A 16,398-nucleotide genomic window follows, 5' to 3' on the forward strand; every position below is an offset into this window, starting at 1 on the left:
AAAGACTGGTAGTAACGACACAAAATCACCTACACCGAACCACGCAATCCACGTCATTCGAAGACGGAGCAACGCTTTGAAGATCGGGGGGCCTTATCCTCTTGATTTAGATGCCGCCCTGATGCGTAGTTTTCGCTACCGTATCCGCAATTGCTCGGGCTGGATTCGCGCGATCGCTTTGATCTTAGAATCGAATCCTGGAAGCTGCTTACGCTGCCTGGCGAGATAAGTCGGCGCATCGCTTGCTTCACTCGAACCAGGGACCCGCTAGCGGGTGAGCGAGGCGTATCCTCGCGCGTCGCACGAGACGTTGAATTCGCAGCCGATAAGACGTACTTTCGAGCCGCCAATTTTCGCGGGCAACTGCACTGCCGAATAGACGCCGCGCCATCGTCTGCTGCGTTGCGCCCGCGAGGATCGCATCGGCGACGCGCAGTTCGAGAATCCACTGTGCAGCGCGGCGTTCGCGCGGCATTAACGAACGAGGCAATTTGCCTCGTTCCGCAACGCTGGCCAGCTGTTTGAGCGCTTCAAGTCGCGGTCGAAGCGACCGCAGCCCTGTGAGGTGGTGTTCGATGAGAAGCGGCCCGCCGAGCAATGTCCCGTCGTGAAGATCGAGGCGGATCGTCCAACGACCGTCGCTAAGCAGCCAGTGTTCGGCTCGGGCGGTGACTTCGACCGAAACCAGCGGCGCTATCGACAGGATATCGAGGGTATCGCCGGTCGCGTAATATGGGTCGGCTTGTCCGGCAGGGCGGCTGTCGATTACCGCCGGATCGGTGTTCACGCTCCAGATCGGTCGCGCGATGGGCGCCGGGATGGCGGGATCGATCCACGCAACCAACCCTAATCGCGCGGCCGCGTCGCCCGGCAATCGATTACGCCGGGTCCAGCTTTCTCGATAGGCGGCGCTGCGGCGTAGCCATTCCCAAGCAAAGAACCGCCTGTCGCAAGATAGGAGCGCGGTATAGGCTTCGGCCGATCGCCAGTCGGCCCCTGGCGGGGCGGTGGTCACGCAAAATATCCAGAATATATTCCGAATATAGGCATGCCGCGACGACCTGACCGGAGCGCGCGCGGCTCAAGACCGTGCCGGAGCGGTGAGGGTCAGGCTCGCCGGCGCAATGCGATTGGGCCGGGGTGCCCGAATATCGCGGGGGAGCATGGAGGAGGGCGGGAAGCGCCCGGCTTCACGCTCCGACTGCGGCCGACCCGGCGCGCGGTGCCTATTCGCCGCCTTCGGCAAAATAGGCGCGCAGCTGGTGCGCCACATCGGGCGCGAGTTTCATGAAACTGCGGCGGCCGTCCTCGGGGTCGGGTAGTCGAACCAGCAGCCCTGCGTCGCACAGCCGCTGCGCCAGTCGCATCGCACTGCTTTCGGGTATTGCCGCAGCGGTGCAGAGCGAGGACATCGATAGCGCCCTTTCTTCGCATTCGTGGATGAACAGTTCGAGGAGCATGTCCCACGCCGGCTCGCCGAACAATTCCTCCCATCCCAGCAATTGCCGACGGAGGATCCGTCTTCGCAGCGTTGCCTTGGCATTGCCGAGTATATGGTCATCGACGTTGCCCCTTTGCGGTTCGGCAGGGCTTCGCAGGGCGAAGCGACGTGGCAGCGGGGCCGTGGACGTCTTCGTTTTTCCGCTCCGAATATGGTGCGTTTCGGTCGATGTGACGACGATGTGGTCCAGCAGTTCGATATCGAGCGATCGGCCAAGCTGTTCGATCATTGCCGTGGCGCCGATATCTTCCGCGCTAGGCCGGGGGTCGCCGCTCGGATGGTTGTGGACGAGGATGATGCTGGCGGCGTTGAGTTCGAGCGCGCGCCGGAAGATGGTACGCGGATAGATCGACATGTGCGCGAGCGTGCCCTGTTGCAATTGCTCGTCGGCGAGAAGCGTCCGCGCCGCGTCTAGGAACAGGACGCGGAGCCGCTCTTCGGGAAGCGATCCCATCGAGGCGGTCAGATAGCGCCTCAGACCCGCGTCAAGCGGATCGATCCTGCGGGATGCGAGATCGCCCTTCACCAACTCGTCCCATGCGCCGCGTGCGCTTGCCAGCAGTTCGACGACGGACGGCTTGCCGCGGAGCGTCCGGGCATGTTCTTCGGAGGTTTGCGACCACAGCCGGGACAGGCTGCGATATTCGCCCAGAAGCGTAGCCGCTACCGCTTCGGCATGCTCGGGTTCGACCATGGCCACGAGCCGCGCCAGGACCGATCGCTGCCGCAAATTTGCAGCCGTTTGCGATGCCGCCAGGTTGCGAGGGCCAGCAGCGGCGGGAGAAGCCATGAGGCAAAAACCTGCATCGACAGATAGGCGATCGGATGCATCGAAAGGTCCACCACTCGGCTGAAATGAGCGAGAAGCGGCAGAATCTGGAGTGCCGCCGCTGCTAGCGGCCAGAAGCGGTGGGCCCTCAATGCCAGGACCAGCGTCGCGGTCGCTGCCGCGAGGTCGATCGCGAGATGTCCCGCATCGAGCACCGTGAAGCGTGCCGGGACGATGAGATGAAGCGCCTGATCGGAGGCCAGCATCGCGATCAGGATATAGGCCATCGTCCGCTCGGGCCCGCCGCCCTTTCTCAGCGCATAGAATGTCGCGAGGAAGAGGAGGGTCAGGAAGCAGGCGATCCGCAACATTTCGGCCTGAAACCATGAGCTCCGCTCCCGGTCAACCGGCCGCGCGGCCATCCCGTGCGTCATCGGCGTGCGCGACCGCGGGACACTCATGCAAATCGAGCCCCGCGGCTTCGCGCGCGATATCGGCCAGCTCGCCGTGGACGCGCAGGACCCCGCCGCTCGCGTCGATGAGCGCCATCTGAGCCTTGGCGAGACGCTGGATCGTCGCCTGTCCCTTCGCGGGCCGGACCCGGCTTACGTCCCGGCGCGCGGTCACGATGGTGGTCATAAGCGACGATACCGCGATCAGCGCATCGTCGATGCGCGTTTCGGTGACGGGCACCTGATGCTGCAGCTTTCTGGCTACGAACATGATCGTATCGGACATGATCTCTCCTCCGCCGGAGCAGGGGCGCTCCGGTCGCTATTCGGTTGAACTTGAGAAGCGTCAGCCGGAGATGAGCCGCGTCAGCGCCTGCGCGATGCCCAGCCCGCCGAGGAGGCTGATGACCATGACCACGAGCATCGTCGCCACGATCGCCAGTCTCGCTGAAGAGCCATGATCGTGGCTCCCGATCTTCCCGAACGGCAGGCCTGTGCCCCAGGAGCCAACCGGAATTCCCCCGTCGGCATTCGCCTGCATGGGCTCCGATGGATCGCCGTCCGCGAAGTCGGATGGCACGAAGGTGGGCGCGGAGGGAATATCCATCGGATCATATGTGATCCGATCATATGTCCGTTTGAGACGCGCATAGCGCCGTGCCGCGTCATGACGGTCGGTGGCGCCAAGTATATTTCGCGCCGTGGTAATCCGCTGATCGACCGTCGGTTTGGAAATGTCGAGCTCGATCGCGATCTGCTTCGATGTCTTGCGCTCGAGGAGGAGGTCGAGGCAGGCGCGCTGTTTCTCGGTCAGCCGATCCCAGCACGCGCGGTCGGCGAGTTCAGAAGATTGCGACCCTTCCATCCTGGCAGTTTCAGGATAAAAGCGCGTGTACACAAGTCTTTAATCAAGCGCCCCGCACGGCAACCTGGCAATAGCCGGTCACAGGACCGGTTGGAAGCGATTGCAGAGACTTGGCAGGGCGGCGGTGCGCACCGGATCGGTTCCAGCGATCGCGGCGCGGGAAGTGGCCGCATTCAAGAACAACTCTCAAATTGAGAGTAACCCTACGAATATAATGGAAATATATGGGCGGCCGGATAGCCTGAGGGTTCGAATCGCCGTCCGACCAGCGGCGATGCGCCACCGCCGGTCCGCCGCCTGGTTGAGAAGGCCCGCGGCCGGCCCGATGGGGGCAATGCCGGACCGGCAGGCTTGAGGACGCCGCCCGGCTTGCCAAGGGTTGCCATGCCGACATGCGATGCCGCGCCGCCGCGCGGCTGGATTGATATTCGACGCGCCCAGGCGGAAAGTCGCCGCGCGCGCGCCGCCGATGCCGCGCCGCGCCGCGCTTCACCGGTGATGCTGGTCGTCGATCAGACCATGCGCGCGCATGAGCATGTCGCGCTCCGGTCGATGTTCGCCGCGCGCAAGCGGGTCTTCGTCGATCTCCTGAACTGGGACCTACCGGTGCTCGCCGGCCGCTATGAGGTCGATCGCCGCGATCGTCCCGGTGCGACCTATCTGATCATAGCCGGCGCCGACGGGGAACATCTCGCGTCGGCGCGCCTGCTTCCCGAAACCGCGGCCAGTCTCCGCCGGTTCGAAGAGCGCATATTCGAACCGGGTGCTTCGAACGCGGGGGTCGCCGAAGTGACGCATTTCTGTCTTTCGCCCGATATCACTTCCGACGCGAGGCGCCGCGCGCGCGATCAGTTGCTTTACGGGCTCGTCGATCATGCGCTTGCCCGGCACATTCAGTGCTTCCTCGGAATCGCCGAGCCGCGGTTAGCGCGACGGATCGAGGGTCTGGGATGGGCGTGTCGCCGCCTGGGTGCGATCCACTCGTCCGGCGGACGGGATATGGTGGCAGTCGCCGTCGATGTCGATGCCGCGACGCCAGCGCGGCTTGCAGGGGCAGGGATCGCCAGGCCGACGGCGTCCTGGCCAATGTCGTCATGAGCCCTGGCGCGACGATGGAGCGTGTCTACCGCGAACTCAAGGCGCGCGCCATGCGAGGCGAATTCGCGCCGGGCGATCGCCTCGACCCTTCGGTTCTCGCGCGCGATCTCGGCGCGAGCGCAACTCCGGTGCGCGATGCCCTCCATCGCCTGTCGGGCGAGCGGATCGTCGACAGTTGGCACCAGGAAGGATTTCGGCAGCCGATCCTCGCCGAGGCGGATCTCCACGATCTTTATGAATGGGCGGCGTCGCTTCTCGCGCTGGCGCTCGCTGGGCAGATGCCCGACGCGGCTTTGCCCGATCGGGTAGCGGGCGAAATTCGCGACTCCGACTATGCCGGCGAGGTCGCCCGTCTGTTCCGCGCGACTGCCTGGCTCAGCGACAATCGCGAACTGCGCTTTGCGGTTTCAAATCTGGTCGAGCGATCGCACGTCTTTCGCGCAGCCGAACTGCGGGTCGATCCCGGCTGCGGCGCGGAGATCGCGGCGATGGACGAGGATTTTCGGTTCGGCCGCTGGAGTGCGCTGCGCGCCAGGATCACGCGTTTTCATCACCGCCGCCTGGAGTTTGCCGGGCGCGTCGTGGCCGAGATGCGTCCGCGCGAACAGCCGCTCGGATGAGCTGCAGAATATATTCGAACAATATTGGAATTATAAAATTCCTATATGAAATCATGCGTTTAACTATCAGGGCGCTGCAATTCCGCGGCACCGTGAAAGGAAATGAAGATGGAACGCAATGATGCGCTCGAAACGGTCGATCTCGGCCAGGTCAGCACCGACACGCACGGCGAGGAAGGCCGTCCGATCGAAGGTGCGGGACTGCTTCCCGTGACCGGCATCAGCGACTGACACTCCGGGTCGGGCGCCCGCTCTTCGGTGCAGGCGCCCGACGAGGCGCGCAGCCATGAACATGCAGCTTTCCCCCGGCATTTCCTATTGTCGAACGCCACATGGATTTGTCTTCCTGGACCTGCGGCGCGATCGATATTTTCAGCTCGCCCCGTGCGAGGGCGACATATTCGAGCGGCTCTTGCGTGGAGAAGCCGCCGAAGGCGCGCTCCAGCCTTTTGTCGATGCCGAGATCCTGCAGCGCGTCGAAGGAGATTTCGCTTGCGCTCCAGCGGAGGCGAAGATCGCTCCCGACGACATTTATGGTCTGGAACCAGTGCGTCCTTCGTTGGCGGTTGCGTTCGAGACCGGATATCATGTGCTATGCGCACGCTCGGCCATTCGGGCCGCCCGGCTGGAGACGGCGATCGTCGCCCTGTCTCGCCGGAAAGCCAAGGCACGGTGGGACTTGGGCGCAATCACCGGCGCGGCGTTGCGATTCGACGCCAATCGCTCATCGATCCCGGTCGCGCGCCGCTGCCTGATCGATTCCGTCGCGCTGATGCGCATGCTGTTGGCCCGCGGGCTTGCGGCCGACCTCATATTCGGTGTTCGTACCGGTCCGTTCGCGGCTCACTGCTGGCTGCAGGCCGGCGATCATGTGCTCACCTGTGCGCAGGATGAAGCGCGCAACTTCACGCCGATCCTCGTCATATGATGAAACGCGGGATCCTGCTAGCATTCGGGACGCATGACCTTGGTGATGTCGAGGTCACCGCCGACGACGCAGGCCTGGTCGCGCATGCGACGCCATTTGCCAACGTCCATGTCGGGCGGGAACTCCCGGTCGAATTGCTGTCCGACACCGCCGTGGTGGGGGATTGCTTTGCCTATTCCGGGGAGAGCCGACGCGTCTGGGGGGATTATCTCCGCTTTTCCCTCGTCGGGCATGGCGCGCTCCGGGTGGAACGGGCGCCGGTTACCGGGATGCCGCTCTATTGGACTCGGTGGCGGCGCGGCATTCTCTGTTTCTCGCATCTCGAACTCGCGGCCCGCCTGGGAGTCGATCTTGCTGTAGACTGGGACTTCGTCCGCCACAGCCTTGCCTACCGCAACTTTCGCACCGAACGAACGGGGATCGCGGGTGTCGCCGAGATTCTGCCCGGAACCGCCCTGACATTCGATGGCGTGGAGCCTTCCGCAGCCCCGTTCTGGTCACCCTGGTCGCATGTGGCCCGGGACTCTGGCGCCGGTCTTGAGAGCGCCGCGGCGGTGGTCGAGGACTGCACCCTGATGTGTGTCGATCGCTGGGCGAAGCAGTCCGAGGATCGATGGTTGGAGCTTTCCGGCGGGCTCGACAGTTCGATCATCGCATCTTCGCTCACGGCCTGTGGTTATAGTTTCAGAGCCGTAACCGCGGTCACAGCGACACCAGACGGCGATGAACGGCGCTATGCTCGCGACGTCGCCCGTCAGTGCGGCGCGAGCCTCGTCGAGGCGCCGATCGACGAGGCGGCGATCGACCTGCTCTCAGAGCCTGAACATCTGACCGTGCGACCCGCCGCCGCGTCGATACTTGCCGGATTTGATCGGGCCATCGCGCGAGCGGTCAGCGCGCGAGACGGCGACCAAATCTGGAGCGGCATCGGCGGGGACAATATCTTTGGCTACAGCCATTCGGTCTCGCCGGCGATCGATGCCTGGCAAGCGAAGGGATTGCGCGCGCCCCTGTTCCGTCTGCTCGGAGACATTGCCGCCGTGGCGGGGACGACGCGGTGGCATGCGGCAAGGGCTCTGGGGCGCAGGCTTCGTGCGCGAACGTCGCGCCCGCTTTGGCCGCGCGACGATATCTTCGCAGAAAGATCGGCGTTGCCCGCTACTCCGTTCAGACATCCTTGGCACGAAGCCGCCAGCGACTTTCCACCGGGGAAGCGGCAGCATGTCGAGGCGCTGATGCGCATCGCCGACTTCATGGACAGGCCCGACCGTTGGCATGACAGAAAAGTGGTGGCTCCGCTTCTGTCACAGCCGCTCGTCGAGGCCTGCCTCGCTATCCCGAGCTGGCTCTGGATTTCGGGCGGGCGTGACCGCGCGGTCGCGCGCGCGGCTTTCGCGCGTCAATTGCCGCCGTCGGTCCTGCATCGCCGCACCAAGGGCCGCCTCGAGGCGATGTGCGCCGCCGCCTTCCAGCGCGAGCGGGCGCGTCTGGCGCCATTCCTGCTCGAAGGCCGGATCGCGACGCATGGGCTGCTCGATCGCCCGGAAATAGAGCGCTATTTTTCCCGGGAAGGCGTCGATGCCGAGTTTGCCTATTTTCGGCTCCTTGAGATCGCGGACCTCGAGCGCTGGGTCCGGTTGGTCGAGTCCCGGTCCTGCTCGACGGGCAAAAGCGACGCCCAGCGCGCATATTGAGCGGCCTTTTCGGGGTCCGGATCGATGCGATCCTGTAACCAATAGCGAAACCAGTCGAAATTGCGGACATAGGCCGCGAATTTCTGCCGGGGTGCTACCTTGATGTGCGGCGCGAGCGGGAAGATGTGGAGCTCGCCCTTGCGCCCCGCAATCAACCTGGCATGAAGTTCGGGCGAAAGGCGGGCCTCCTTCTCGGGCAATTGCATGAGAACCGGCGCTTCGATCGTCGAGACATTCGCGGCGGGCGACAGGCGTCTCCACAACTCCCTGTTCTCGTCAGGCGACCCGAGCCCCCAATATTTGCGAAAATTATCTTTGAAGCGACCGTGATCGGCGATGATATTGAACCAGTAATAGGCGGGCTCGATCTGCGCCGAGGCTATCGAGGCCGCACGAAGCAAATTGCTATTTGCGGCGATCCACATCGTTACTTCGCTGCCAAAGCTGAGACCGCCCATGCCGACGCGGCGGCGGTCGATCCGTCCTTGCCGGTCGAGCATCTCGACGGCGGTTCGGACCGCCTCGAGTCCGTTATCGTAACGTACTTGGGCGCTTTCGTCGGTGACGGGCAGGGCGTTGATGCAGAGCGCGGCGATGCCACTTGCCGCCAGCGCGCGCAGCGGCCATTCGTCGCCGAGACCGCCGCGCAGAAAGCCGGCACAGCGGTAATAGCTAACGAAAAGCGGCAGCCGCCCGGGGATCTTCGGGCGAAGGAGCCAGCCCGACGCGCGGCTGCCGCCCACCCGCCATGCGACGGGTTCGACGATGAGCTTGTCGCGGGCGCGATTCAAATTGGGTGCGGCCACGACGTGAAGCGGATCGCCGTCGAACGCCACCCGAACGAGGCGCGGGGGCTGATCGGCCGCAGCCTCGACGCAAAAGAGCGCATCTTGGGAGGCGGCGCATCGCGAGCCTTCACGCCGCCCGCCGTTGAGAAATCCTCGGGCCGTGCGCAGAATCTTGAGGCGCTTCGCCCGGTCGTCCCAGATGTCGATGCGCTGTCCGAGGACGCCGTCGATGGTCGTAACTGCCCAGCGGCCGTCACCGAGGGGCAGCGACGACGACAGGCGACGGGGGCCGCATCGGGGCATCGTGCGATTGCACGCGGTGGTTGCGATCGCCGCGGCTATGGCATCTTCGGGGGGCGCCGGCGGCTTGGCGTCGAGCAGAGCGCGCTCCCTGGCCACAGCGACGGCGTCGATTCCCGCATTGGGGTCATGCGCGACGACCTTTCGGGGAGCATCCCAAAGCAGGGGTGCGCTATCGAACCACTCTCCCGTCCAGCGCTCGCTGCCAGTCTCGTTGCCATGGAGGGCATCCCGATAAATTCCCCCGGCAAGATTGACCTGTTCGTCCATCAGCACGCCGCGATCGCGCGCCTCGCTGTTCGCGCGCAGAATCGCATCGCGCGGCGGTCCGATCTCCGCGATGAGCTTGCCGTCGGGCGCGACCGCGAAGCGCTCGACATCGCCGTCGGCCTCGAAGGCCGGCGAGGAAGGCCCCGCGATGCGCATCGACCAAATCCCGATGCGGCCATCTCGCCGAGCGCGGACGAGGAAACTCTTGCTGTCCGGCATCCAAATCGCTTGTCCCGGTTCGATAACGCCGGCCGAATCCCAGGTCGCGTGGGCGCCACGCCCGACAGGGCGAGGCGGCGATCGGCCATCCGCGGCAACAATGTACCATTGGGTATCGATAACATTGTGCGCGATCGACGGGCGTTCGATCCGGTAGGCGATCCACTGCCCGTCGGGCGATGCCGCAAGCCCGGAAATATCGGCGACTTCGGTGACCCTTTCGATTTCCTGCACCGCGGCGCCGGGTGACGTGGCAGCAAGCGCCACTGCCGCAATCGTCATGCCGCTCACCATCGGAAGCTCGCCGACAACGACATCATGCGGCCGACGGCATTGGCCTTGTCGGGATCATAGCCGAGCGCCGAGGTGTTCGTCCGGTTGGTCACATAGGGCGGTGCCTTGTCGAACAGGTTCGTCGCCGACAGCGCCAACCGCAGGTGACGGCTATCCTCGCTGCCGATCCGTTGCGCGATCTGCAGATCGAAAGTGGTCCAGCTCGCGACCTGCTCGGCAATAGCGGGGATCTGATTGCGATAGCCGCCGATAAAGTTGGCAAAACTGCTGATCGAGAAGCCATCGCGCGTCCAGCCGAGCCGGCCACGCAGCCGCCACTTCGAGGGGCTGGCAAATGTGCCGACGACGTCATCGACGGGCGCGCCCGCAGCGAGTTCGCGGTCGATATGAAAGATGCGGCTGCCGGCGATGCCGGCGTCGAGTGTGCCTCCGGCGAAGGCGGGCGCAAAGCCGAGGTCGAAATCGAGCCCGGTCTGTCGCACGCGCGAAAGGTTGCGGATGCGCCCGTCGAGAATCGCGCTGATTTGGTCCGGCGCGAGCCCGAGCGGGTTCGAAAAGGTCGGTTGAGCGAAATAATAGGCGAGATTGGCGGCCGTGGGCGGCTCTTCGATCAGCCCGCCGAAGACGTCGCGCCGGTTGAGAAAATTGGCGAAATCCTCGTTCGCTGTCCCGATGCGGTCGCGATAATCGACGTGATAATAGGTGATCGACGCGCGCAGTGCGGGGATTGTCGGCGGACTAAGGTCGAGTCCGGCGGTCCAGGTCTTCGCCTTCTCGGGGCGGATGTCGGGCGCATAGCCGAAGAGGGCGAGAACATTGGCCTGACCGCTGGCTGCGCTTGGATCGGCGACTTGCGTCGCGAGATAGAGCGAAACGGTCGGGCCGATCAGCTCCTCGAAACTCGGCGCGCGAAACGAGGTGCCATAAGATCCGCGCAGCGCAACGCCCTCGAGCGGCTCCCAGCGCACGCCGATCTTCGGATTGGTGGTGCGGCCGACGTCGCTATAATCCTCGATCCGGGCGGCGAGCGACAGATCGAGCCGGTGGACGCCGGGCATCGCAGCGTCGGCGTCGATCAGCGGCACATTGAGTTCCGCATAGGCCGACCGCACATGGCGCGGTCCCGGAAGCTCGGGGTTGAGGTTCTCGACCGGCGCGAGCGAACTGATGTCCGACAGCGACCGGGCGCGATAATGTTCGCGCCGATATTCCGCGCCGATCGCGAGCCGGATGTCGCCGGCGGGCAGGGTGAAGACCGGGCCGTCGGCACGCAGGGCCACCGACCGGCTGTCGAAGCGCGTTGTCGCGATGCGTCCGCCGCGGATGAAGGCGACCGTCGCCGGATTGTTCGCGGCTCCGTCGCCGAAGACATTGAGCGCGGTCGCCGGGTTGGTGTCCGCGAGCGCCTGCGCGATGCGCGCCCGGTTGGGCACATTGAGATCGGTTCGTTTTTCGACCTGGCGGCCATAGGCACCGCCAATTGCGATCCGCCATGGACCGACCTCGCGTTCGAGGTTGGCGGCGGCAGAAATGCCTTTCACCCGTCCGCGGTCGATCTCCGGCCCCAAATCGTTGACGAAGCTGTAGCGTACCGAAACCGGGCGGCCGGTGCCGACGGGATCGACGTAAAAGGGATTGGTCACCGGAACGGTGACCGCGCTCGACGTCTCGGGCAGCGCGCGCTTTTCATAGGTCCGGTGCGTGGCGAGGAGGCTGGCACGGAGCGTCAACCGCTCGGCCAACGCGAACTCGCCCGCGGCGTAGAGGCTGTGGGTCCGCTGATGGGGTATGATGTCGGTAGCCGCGCGCGCGTCGCGATAATTGACCGTGCCCGGGGTCAGGTCGGCGGGAGACAGACCGGTTCCGTCCTGACCGGCCGGGATCGCGTAGGGATCGGTGCCGACGAAGATTGTCCCTGGCACCCCGTAGGTGGAGCGATAGTCGAGGCCCCCGAAGGGGCGGAGGTCTTCGGTAACGAAAGGTCGCTTCGACGCTGCAAGCCGACCGCGATCCTCGAATTGATAGGCAAGGACGACATGCGCTTTCGACCATCGGCGGCCCACGATCTGACTTGCGAGCAGGTTGGTCATGTCCCCGTCGGCGGTGCCCGCAGTCAATGTCGTCTCGGCGCCTTCGAAGCGGTTCCTGAGCCTGAGATTGACGACGCCCGCGACCGCGTCGGCGCCATAGATCGCCGAAGCGCCGTCGGTGAGCACCTCGATCCGCTCGACGGCGCCGAGCGGGATCATCGACAGGTCGGCGAACACGCCTCCGAGCCCGCCCAGGGCAGGGCGCGTGCCGTCGATCAGGACGAGGGTCGAGGAGGCGCCGAGACCCTTGAGATTGATGCTCGATCCATAGCCGCCATTGGAGCCCGCCCCGTTGCGCGTACCCGAGCCCAGCGTCGATTCATTGGGACCCGCGCCGAAATTTTGCGGAAGCGACTGGACGACCTGCTGGACGGAAGAAAGGCCGCTGCGCTCGATCGCGGTTCGATCGATCGTGGTGACCGGCGAACCGACCGGCCCCGTCCCGCGAATTCGGGTGCCCGTGACGACGATCGCTTCGCTCGCGGGCGTGTCGGTCGCTGGCGCGCTCGCTTCGCTCGGAGCCGCTGCCGCGAGCGGGGCGTCCTTTCGCTTGCGCAGGACGAGCGCCCCATCGACGCGTTCGGCGACGAGGCCGGTGCCCGAAAGAAGTCGTTCGAGAGCCGCGTCGGGGGCGAGGCGGCCATGGACGCCCCGGCTGCGGCGGCCCTCGACCAGCGTGGCCGCCGCGACGACGTCGCGCCCCGACACCCGCGAATATTCGTTGAGGGCGTCGGCGAGGCGCTGCGCCGCGATATTGTAGTCCGCCTCGCCGGTCTGCGCCTGCGCGCTCGGCGCGCCTGTCGCGAGACCGCTTGCCGTCGTGAGCAAGGCCGCCAGATAAAGTCTTTTCATCAAACCCTCCCTTGCAGCCGCATTCCGGCTGTCTGGTTGGCTCGATGACGTGGGGAAACCTGGCCCCCCGTTTTTCTTACGGGTGCTTGAGAATCGGACCGCTTGGGCCGGTGTCGAGCCCGAGGTCGAGCGCGGCGGCGAGCTTGCGCGCGAGCGCATCGCCATCGCCGATCTCGAACCGACCGCTCACCCGAAGGGCGGCGAGCGCGGGATCGGCGAGGCCGATCTTTCGCCTATTCACGCGATTGGCGCGATCGACGATCGCGCCGAGCGGGAGATTGTCGGCGTCGAGCTTGCTCGTCGCGACGGGGCTGGCCATCGCCGGCACGCGGCGCGGGCCATCGGCACCGACCTCGGCGCTTTCGCCGGGCGCGAGGCGCAGCGCCGGACTACCCGCCGACCGGCGCGCGACGTCGACCGAGCCTTCGAGCAAACGAATGCGCGGGGCGGCGCCGCGCATATCGATCTCGAACACCGTACCGAGCGCGGTTGTCACCGACGTTCCCGCGACGACGCGGAAGGGGCGGCTCGCATCATGGGCGACGGTGAAGCGGGCGCGGCCGCCGGTCATCGTCACCACGCGTTCGCTGCGCGTGAACTGGGTCTCGACCTTGGCGCCGTCGAGCAGCGCGACCAGCGTGCCGTCGTCGAGGCGCTGCTCGCCCGTCGGTCCCGTAATTGCGATCACCGGCTTCGCGGCGTCGGGACCGATCGCGGTCCAGGCGAAACCCGCCGAAAGCGAGAGCATTATGGCGGCGGCTATCGCCCATTGCTGATGGCGTTTCCGCCGCGCTGCGTCGTACGGGCCCGCGAGGCTGGCGATCTCCTGGGCCGAAAGCTGCGAGGTGGCCTCGAAATCGCGGCGCAGGATCGCATAAGCTTTCGCATTGGCGGGATCGTCGTGCCACGCTTCGAACGCCGCGCGATACCGCTCGGCATCGGGGCCCTCCATCAATGCGAGCCAGTCTTCGGCGTTACGCCCGCCGATCATCTGCCGTCCCGCCGCGAGCGGCGGATCGCCCCGAGCGCCTTGGCCATCTGCTTTTCCACGCCTTTCACGCTCATCCCCTGTGCGGCAGCGATCTCCTCATAACTGAGGCCATCGAGTCGATGCATCAGGAAAATGGTCCGTGTCTTCGGCTTGAGGCGGGCGACCACATCGGCGAGGCGGCGGATCGTATCGCGCGCCTCAAGCGCCGCGTGCGGGTCGGGGCCGGCATGGTCGTCCTCATCGAACGAGCCGTGATCGGCCTGCATCCGGCGACCGTCGGCGCGTGCGCGCTCGGCGAGCAGGTTGCGCGCGGTCTGGACGAGATAGGCTGCGGGCCGGTCGATCAGGCTGGCGGCTGCGCCGCGACTCTGGGTGAAGCGGCGAAAGCATTCCTGCACCAGATCGGAAACGTCTTGTGCCGGCGCCCGGCGGCGGAAATAGCGGGCGAGCTCCGGGCCATGGGCGGTGTAGATCGCCTCGACGCGCGTGCCGGCTGCGAAGCCGTTCCACTCGTCGGGCGGCAAGGGGTCGCCTTCCGCGATACTTCGCCTGCCTTGGTCTTCGTCGTAATCCATCGCCTCCGCCTTCCCGCGCATCGGCGGAAAGGCGGCTTTGAAGCCGGGTGTTAAGAATAAGCTTGAGGCTTACGCCGCAACCTTTAGCCCGAGGGCCTGAACATGCGCAGCGGCCACCCGGCAGGATGGCGATTGGGATTTCGTCTCAAGCGGGCTTCTTACGACCCGGCATCGCGCGCCTCGGGCTCGATGCGCCTTCAGCATAGCCCGCCGTAGCGTCGGGGCAAGAGTCTGGGAAAAAATTGGTCCGAACCGAATCAAATGGCGGAGCAAACGCGCATGTCGGTGGTGCCGAGCGCCGTCTCGATTGCCTCCCGCGTTAGCGCCGCCTTGGTCGTCGATGCGCTTTGCCGTGGCCCTGCCGTGCCTGCCGTCGGTGCACCGCGCCTGTCGGCGCGCATGCGGGGGAGAGGCTTGCCAGCAGCGACAATGTCGGCAAGAATCGCGGCGGACATGAAAACGGATATCGATCATCTACCCGCCCGGCAGCAGGACGAACTCCAGCGCATCAAAGAGACATTGATGGAGGAGTTCGCGCGCTCGATCGAGCGCGCGACGCAGGACTGGAAGCGCAACGGCAAGATCCTCAAGATCATATTGTTCGGAAGCTATGCGCGCGACGACTGGGTCGACGAGCCGGAGAATGGCTATCAGTCGGATTATGATCTGCTGATTGTCGTCAGCCACGAGAATCTGACCGACATCGCCGACCATTGGTATATTGCCGAGGACCGCATTCTTCGCGATGCGTCGATCGGCCGGACGCTCAATATCATCGTCCACACGCTTGACGATGTGAACAGGGCGCTGAGCCGCGGTGAATATTTCTGGGTCGATATCATTCGCGACGGGATCGCGCTTTACGAGCTGCCGAACCACGCGCTGGCCTTGCCAAAACCTCTAACCCCCGCTGACGCTCTGGAGATGGCGAACGTTTATTTTGAAGCGGGATTTGCGGAGGCGGGACGGAGGATCGAATCCTTCGAGTTCGAGTTTGGGCGGGCGCGGGATGACGCTGGCTGGCTGAAAGGAGCCGCCTTTGCTCTCCACCAAGCCGTTGAACGCCTCTATGCGTGCTACCTGCTCACCACCACATTCTATTTTCCGAGATCTCATAACATAAAGTTTTTGCGCTCGCTGGCAGAGGATCGGGAACCCGCGATAATCGAAGCTTGGCCACGCGAAAGCAAATTGGACCGACGCCGCTTCGAACTGCTGAAGCGGGCGTATGTCGAGGCGCGATATTCCCCGAATTTCGAAATTGGTGCGGAAGATCTTGAAGCCCTTGCCGCCTCTGTGAAAAGACTGCGGGATCTGGTCGCACTGCTCACCAAACGGCGCCTGGAAGAGCTTCAAGCCGCCGCTTGATGTGTTCTGGTTTAATGCCACCGGTTTTTGTCGGATCCACATGTCACTTGTCGGGAAAAGGGTTTGCAATGCCTGCTTCTCGGCAAGGTCGAGGCCGCCCTATAACCCACAGGGTATAATTTCTTTTAATACCCTGTGGGTATATACAAACTTGCGATGTCGGCGGGGACGAACCGCAAGTACAAGACCCTCGATATCCGGGGGCGGCATTTCGTCGAAACCGGCCGCGCGACCGGAATGAGTAAATCGCAAATTCGGGCTACTGTCGAGGAAGTGATCGCTGCCGCGCCCGATGCAGCCAACCGTGTGCTTCTGCCAATGCCCAGCGATCTTACATGCGGTATTCACGATGGTATCGCGCGCGCAATGTTAATTGTCTTCCGCGCCTCGATCACGCCTTGGAGGCCTGACGACAGCCAATTAGCCCACTGTTATCGTAGTTACGTCTGGAAATTTCGGACACCTTAAGTCTGCGGTGAAGGCAGCTATGCGCCTCATCCCAGTCATAGCCGGCCGCGAAACCGATGCCTGAGAGCTGCCGTTCGGGCCTTCAGAACTTACCGGCAGGAACGCGCCTCAGGCCGGCCGTTCCGGCTTTGACCGAGCTGTACCCGATAGCGGTCATTCGATAGGCCCGCGGACAGCGAGCGCTTCGCGCCCTATCAAGTCCTTACCGGCTACAAAATGGGCGGCCCCGGAGCCACCGTACGTTCGCGCTTGGACA

At 64.6% G+C, this 16,398-nt stretch carries 15 protein-coding genes; 6 read left to right on the forward strand and 9 right to left on the reverse strand.

The genetic code is table 11. The features are described from left to right. Positions 1-247: 247 nt before the first annotated feature. The 5 genes from VSX79_RS05235 to VSX79_RS05255 form a co-directional block, all read right to left on the reverse strand. Positions 248-1,015, reverse strand: coding sequence for a DNA -binding domain-containing protein (locus tag VSX79_RS05235; RefSeq protein ID WP_326914638.1), 768 nt, complete (start codon positions 1,013-1,015; stop codon positions 248-250). Positions 1,016-1,226: 211 nt separating this feature from the next. Then, entirely contained in the window at positions 1,227-2,195 is a 969-nt protein-coding gene (locus tag VSX79_RS05240) for a JAB domain-containing protein (RefSeq protein WP_326915222.1), read from the reverse strand. Next, the gene (locus tag VSX79_RS05245; protein WP_326914639.1) at positions 2,165-2,704 is read right to left on the reverse strand and encodes a hypothetical protein; all 540 of its coding nucleotides are present in this window, start codon (positions 2,702-2,704) and stop codon (positions 2,165-2,167) included. The genes VSX79_RS05240 and VSX79_RS05245 overlap by 31 nt, the downstream gene beginning before the upstream one ends. Then, positions 2,673-3,008, reverse strand: a complete 336-nt coding sequence (locus VSX79_RS05250) for a hypothetical protein (RefSeq protein WP_326914640.1) — start codon at positions 3,006-3,008, stop codon at positions 2,673-2,675. Before VSX79_RS05250 ends, VSX79_RS05245 begins: the two co-directional genes overlap by 32 nt. A 60-nt stretch (positions 3,009-3,068) precedes the next feature. Continuing rightward, complete coding sequence (locus VSX79_RS05255; protein ID WP_326914641.1) at positions 3,069-3,587, reverse strand: helix-turn-helix domain-containing protein; 519 nt, start codon at positions 3,585-3,587, stop codon at positions 3,069-3,071. Between the two features lie 384 nt (positions 3,588-3,971). On the opposite strand from VSX79_RS05255, the gene VSX79_RS05260 reads away from it, so the two are divergent. From VSX79_RS05260 to VSX79_RS05280, 5 genes are all read left to right on the forward strand, one after another. After that, positions 3,972-4,685: an acyl-homoserine-lactone synthase gene (locus tag VSX79_RS05260; RefSeq protein ID WP_326914642.1), complete on the forward strand. Its 714-nt coding sequence runs from the start codon at positions 3,972-3,974 to the stop codon at positions 4,683-4,685. A gap of 50 nt (positions 4,686-4,735) precedes the next feature. Continuing rightward, entirely contained in the window at positions 4,736-5,305 is a 570-nt protein-coding gene (locus VSX79_RS05265) for a GntR family transcriptional regulator (RefSeq protein WP_326914643.1), read from the forward strand. A gap of 108 nt (positions 5,306-5,413) precedes the next feature. Beyond that, positions 5,414-5,536, forward strand: coding sequence for a hypothetical protein (locus VSX79_RS05270; RefSeq protein ID WP_326914644.1), 123 nt, complete (start codon positions 5,414-5,416; stop codon positions 5,534-5,536). 55 nt (positions 5,537-5,591) lie between these two features. Continuing rightward, positions 5,592-6,233, forward strand: coding sequence for a lasso peptide biosynthesis B2 protein (locus tag VSX79_RS05275; RefSeq protein ID WP_326914645.1), 642 nt, complete (start codon positions 5,592-5,594; stop codon positions 6,231-6,233). Next, positions 6,230-7,927 (forward strand): asparagine synthase C-terminal domain-containing protein, encoded by a 1,698-nt coding sequence (locus VSX79_RS05280; RefSeq protein WP_326914646.1) that lies wholly within the window; start codon positions 6,230-6,232, stop codon positions 7,925-7,927. Before VSX79_RS05275 ends, VSX79_RS05280 begins: the two co-directional genes overlap by 4 nt. Here the strand turns inward: VSX79_RS05280 and VSX79_RS05285 are convergent. From VSX79_RS05285 to VSX79_RS05300, 4 genes are all read right to left on the reverse strand, one after another. Continuing rightward, the gene (locus tag VSX79_RS05285; protein ID WP_326914647.1) at positions 7,825-9,786 is read right to left on the reverse strand and encodes an Atxe2 family lasso peptide isopeptidase; all 1,962 of its coding nucleotides are present in this window, start codon (positions 9,784-9,786) and stop codon (positions 7,825-7,827) included. The genes VSX79_RS05280 and VSX79_RS05285 overlap by 103 nt on opposite strands. Before the next feature lie 5 nt (positions 9,787-9,791). Next, positions 9,792-12,740 (reverse strand): TonB-dependent receptor, encoded by a 2,949-nt coding sequence (locus VSX79_RS05290; protein ID WP_326914648.1) that lies wholly within the window; start codon positions 12,738-12,740, stop codon positions 9,792-9,794. Between the two features lie 76 nt (positions 12,741-12,816). After that, complete coding sequence (locus VSX79_RS05295) at positions 12,817-13,731, reverse strand: FecR family protein (protein WP_326914649.1); 915 nt, start codon at positions 13,729-13,731, stop codon at positions 12,817-12,819. Next, complete coding sequence (locus VSX79_RS05300; protein ID WP_326914650.1) at positions 13,728-14,306, reverse strand: RNA polymerase sigma factor; 579 nt, start codon at positions 14,304-14,306, stop codon at positions 13,728-13,730. Before VSX79_RS05300 ends, VSX79_RS05295 begins: the two co-directional genes overlap by 4 nt. A 261-nt stretch (positions 14,307-14,567) precedes the next feature. Here VSX79_RS05300 and VSX79_RS05305 point away from each other — a divergent pair, with 261 nt between their 5' ends. After that, the gene (locus tag VSX79_RS05305) at positions 14,568-15,674 is read left to right on the forward strand and encodes a HEPN domain-containing protein (RefSeq protein ID WP_326914651.1); all 1,107 of its coding nucleotides are present in this window, start codon (positions 14,568-14,570) and stop codon (positions 15,672-15,674) included. Positions 15,675-16,398 lie beyond the last annotated feature (724 nt).

This window comes from Sphingopyxis chilensis (genome assembly GCF_035930445.1).
GTDB lineage: Bacteria > Pseudomonadota > Alphaproteobacteria > Sphingomonadales > Sphingomonadaceae > Sphingopyxis > Sphingopyxis chilensis.

Coding starts and splice junctions, on each gene's coding strand:
- VSX79_RS05270 (WP_326914644.1), top strand. CDS start 5,414: ATGGAACGCAATGATGCGCTCGAAACGGTCGATCTCGGCCAGGTCAGC.
- VSX79_RS05285 (WP_326914647.1), bottom strand. CDS start 9,786: ATGACGATTGCGGCAGTGGCGCTTGCTGCCACGTCACCCGGCGCCGCG.
- VSX79_RS05275 (WP_326914645.1), top strand. CDS start 5,592: ATGAACATGCAGCTTTCCCCCGGCATTTCCTATTGTCGAACGCCACAT.
- VSX79_RS05240 (WP_326915222.1), bottom strand. CDS start 2,195: ATGGTCGAACCCGAGCATGCCGAAGCGGTAGCGGCTACGCTTCTGGGC.
- VSX79_RS05305 (WP_326914651.1), top strand. CDS start 14,568: ATGGCGGAGCAAACGCGCATGTCGGTGGTGCCGAGCGCCGTCTCGATT.
- VSX79_RS05280 (WP_326914646.1), top strand. CDS start 6,230: ATGATGAAACGCGGGATCCTGCTAGCATTCGGGACGCATGACCTTGGT.
- VSX79_RS05245 (WP_326914639.1), bottom strand. CDS start 2,704: ATGACGCACGGGATGGCCGCGCGGCCGGTTGACCGGGAGCGGAGCTCA.
- VSX79_RS05290 (WP_326914648.1), bottom strand. CDS start 12,740: ATGAAAAGACTTTATCTGGCGGCCTTGCTCACGACGGCAAGCGGTCTC.
- VSX79_RS05300 (WP_326914650.1), bottom strand. CDS start 14,306: ATGGATTACGACGAAGACCAAGGCAGGCGAAGTATCGCGGAAGGCGAC.
- VSX79_RS05265 (WP_326914643.1), top strand. CDS start 4,736: ATGCGAGGCGAATTCGCGCCGGGCGATCGCCTCGACCCTTCGGTTCTC.
- VSX79_RS05255 (WP_326914641.1), bottom strand. CDS start 3,587: ATGGAAGGGTCGCAATCTTCTGAACTCGCCGACCGCGCGTGCTGGGAT.
- VSX79_RS05260 (WP_326914642.1), top strand. CDS start 3,972: ATGCCGACATGCGATGCCGCGCCGCCGCGCGGCTGGATTGATATTCGA.
- VSX79_RS05250 (WP_326914640.1), bottom strand. CDS start 3,008: ATGTCCGATACGATCATGTTCGTAGCCAGAAAGCTGCAGCATCAGGTG.
- VSX79_RS05295 (WP_326914649.1), bottom strand. CDS start 13,731: ATGATCGGCGGGCGTAACGCCGAAGACTGGCTCGCATTGATGGAGGGC.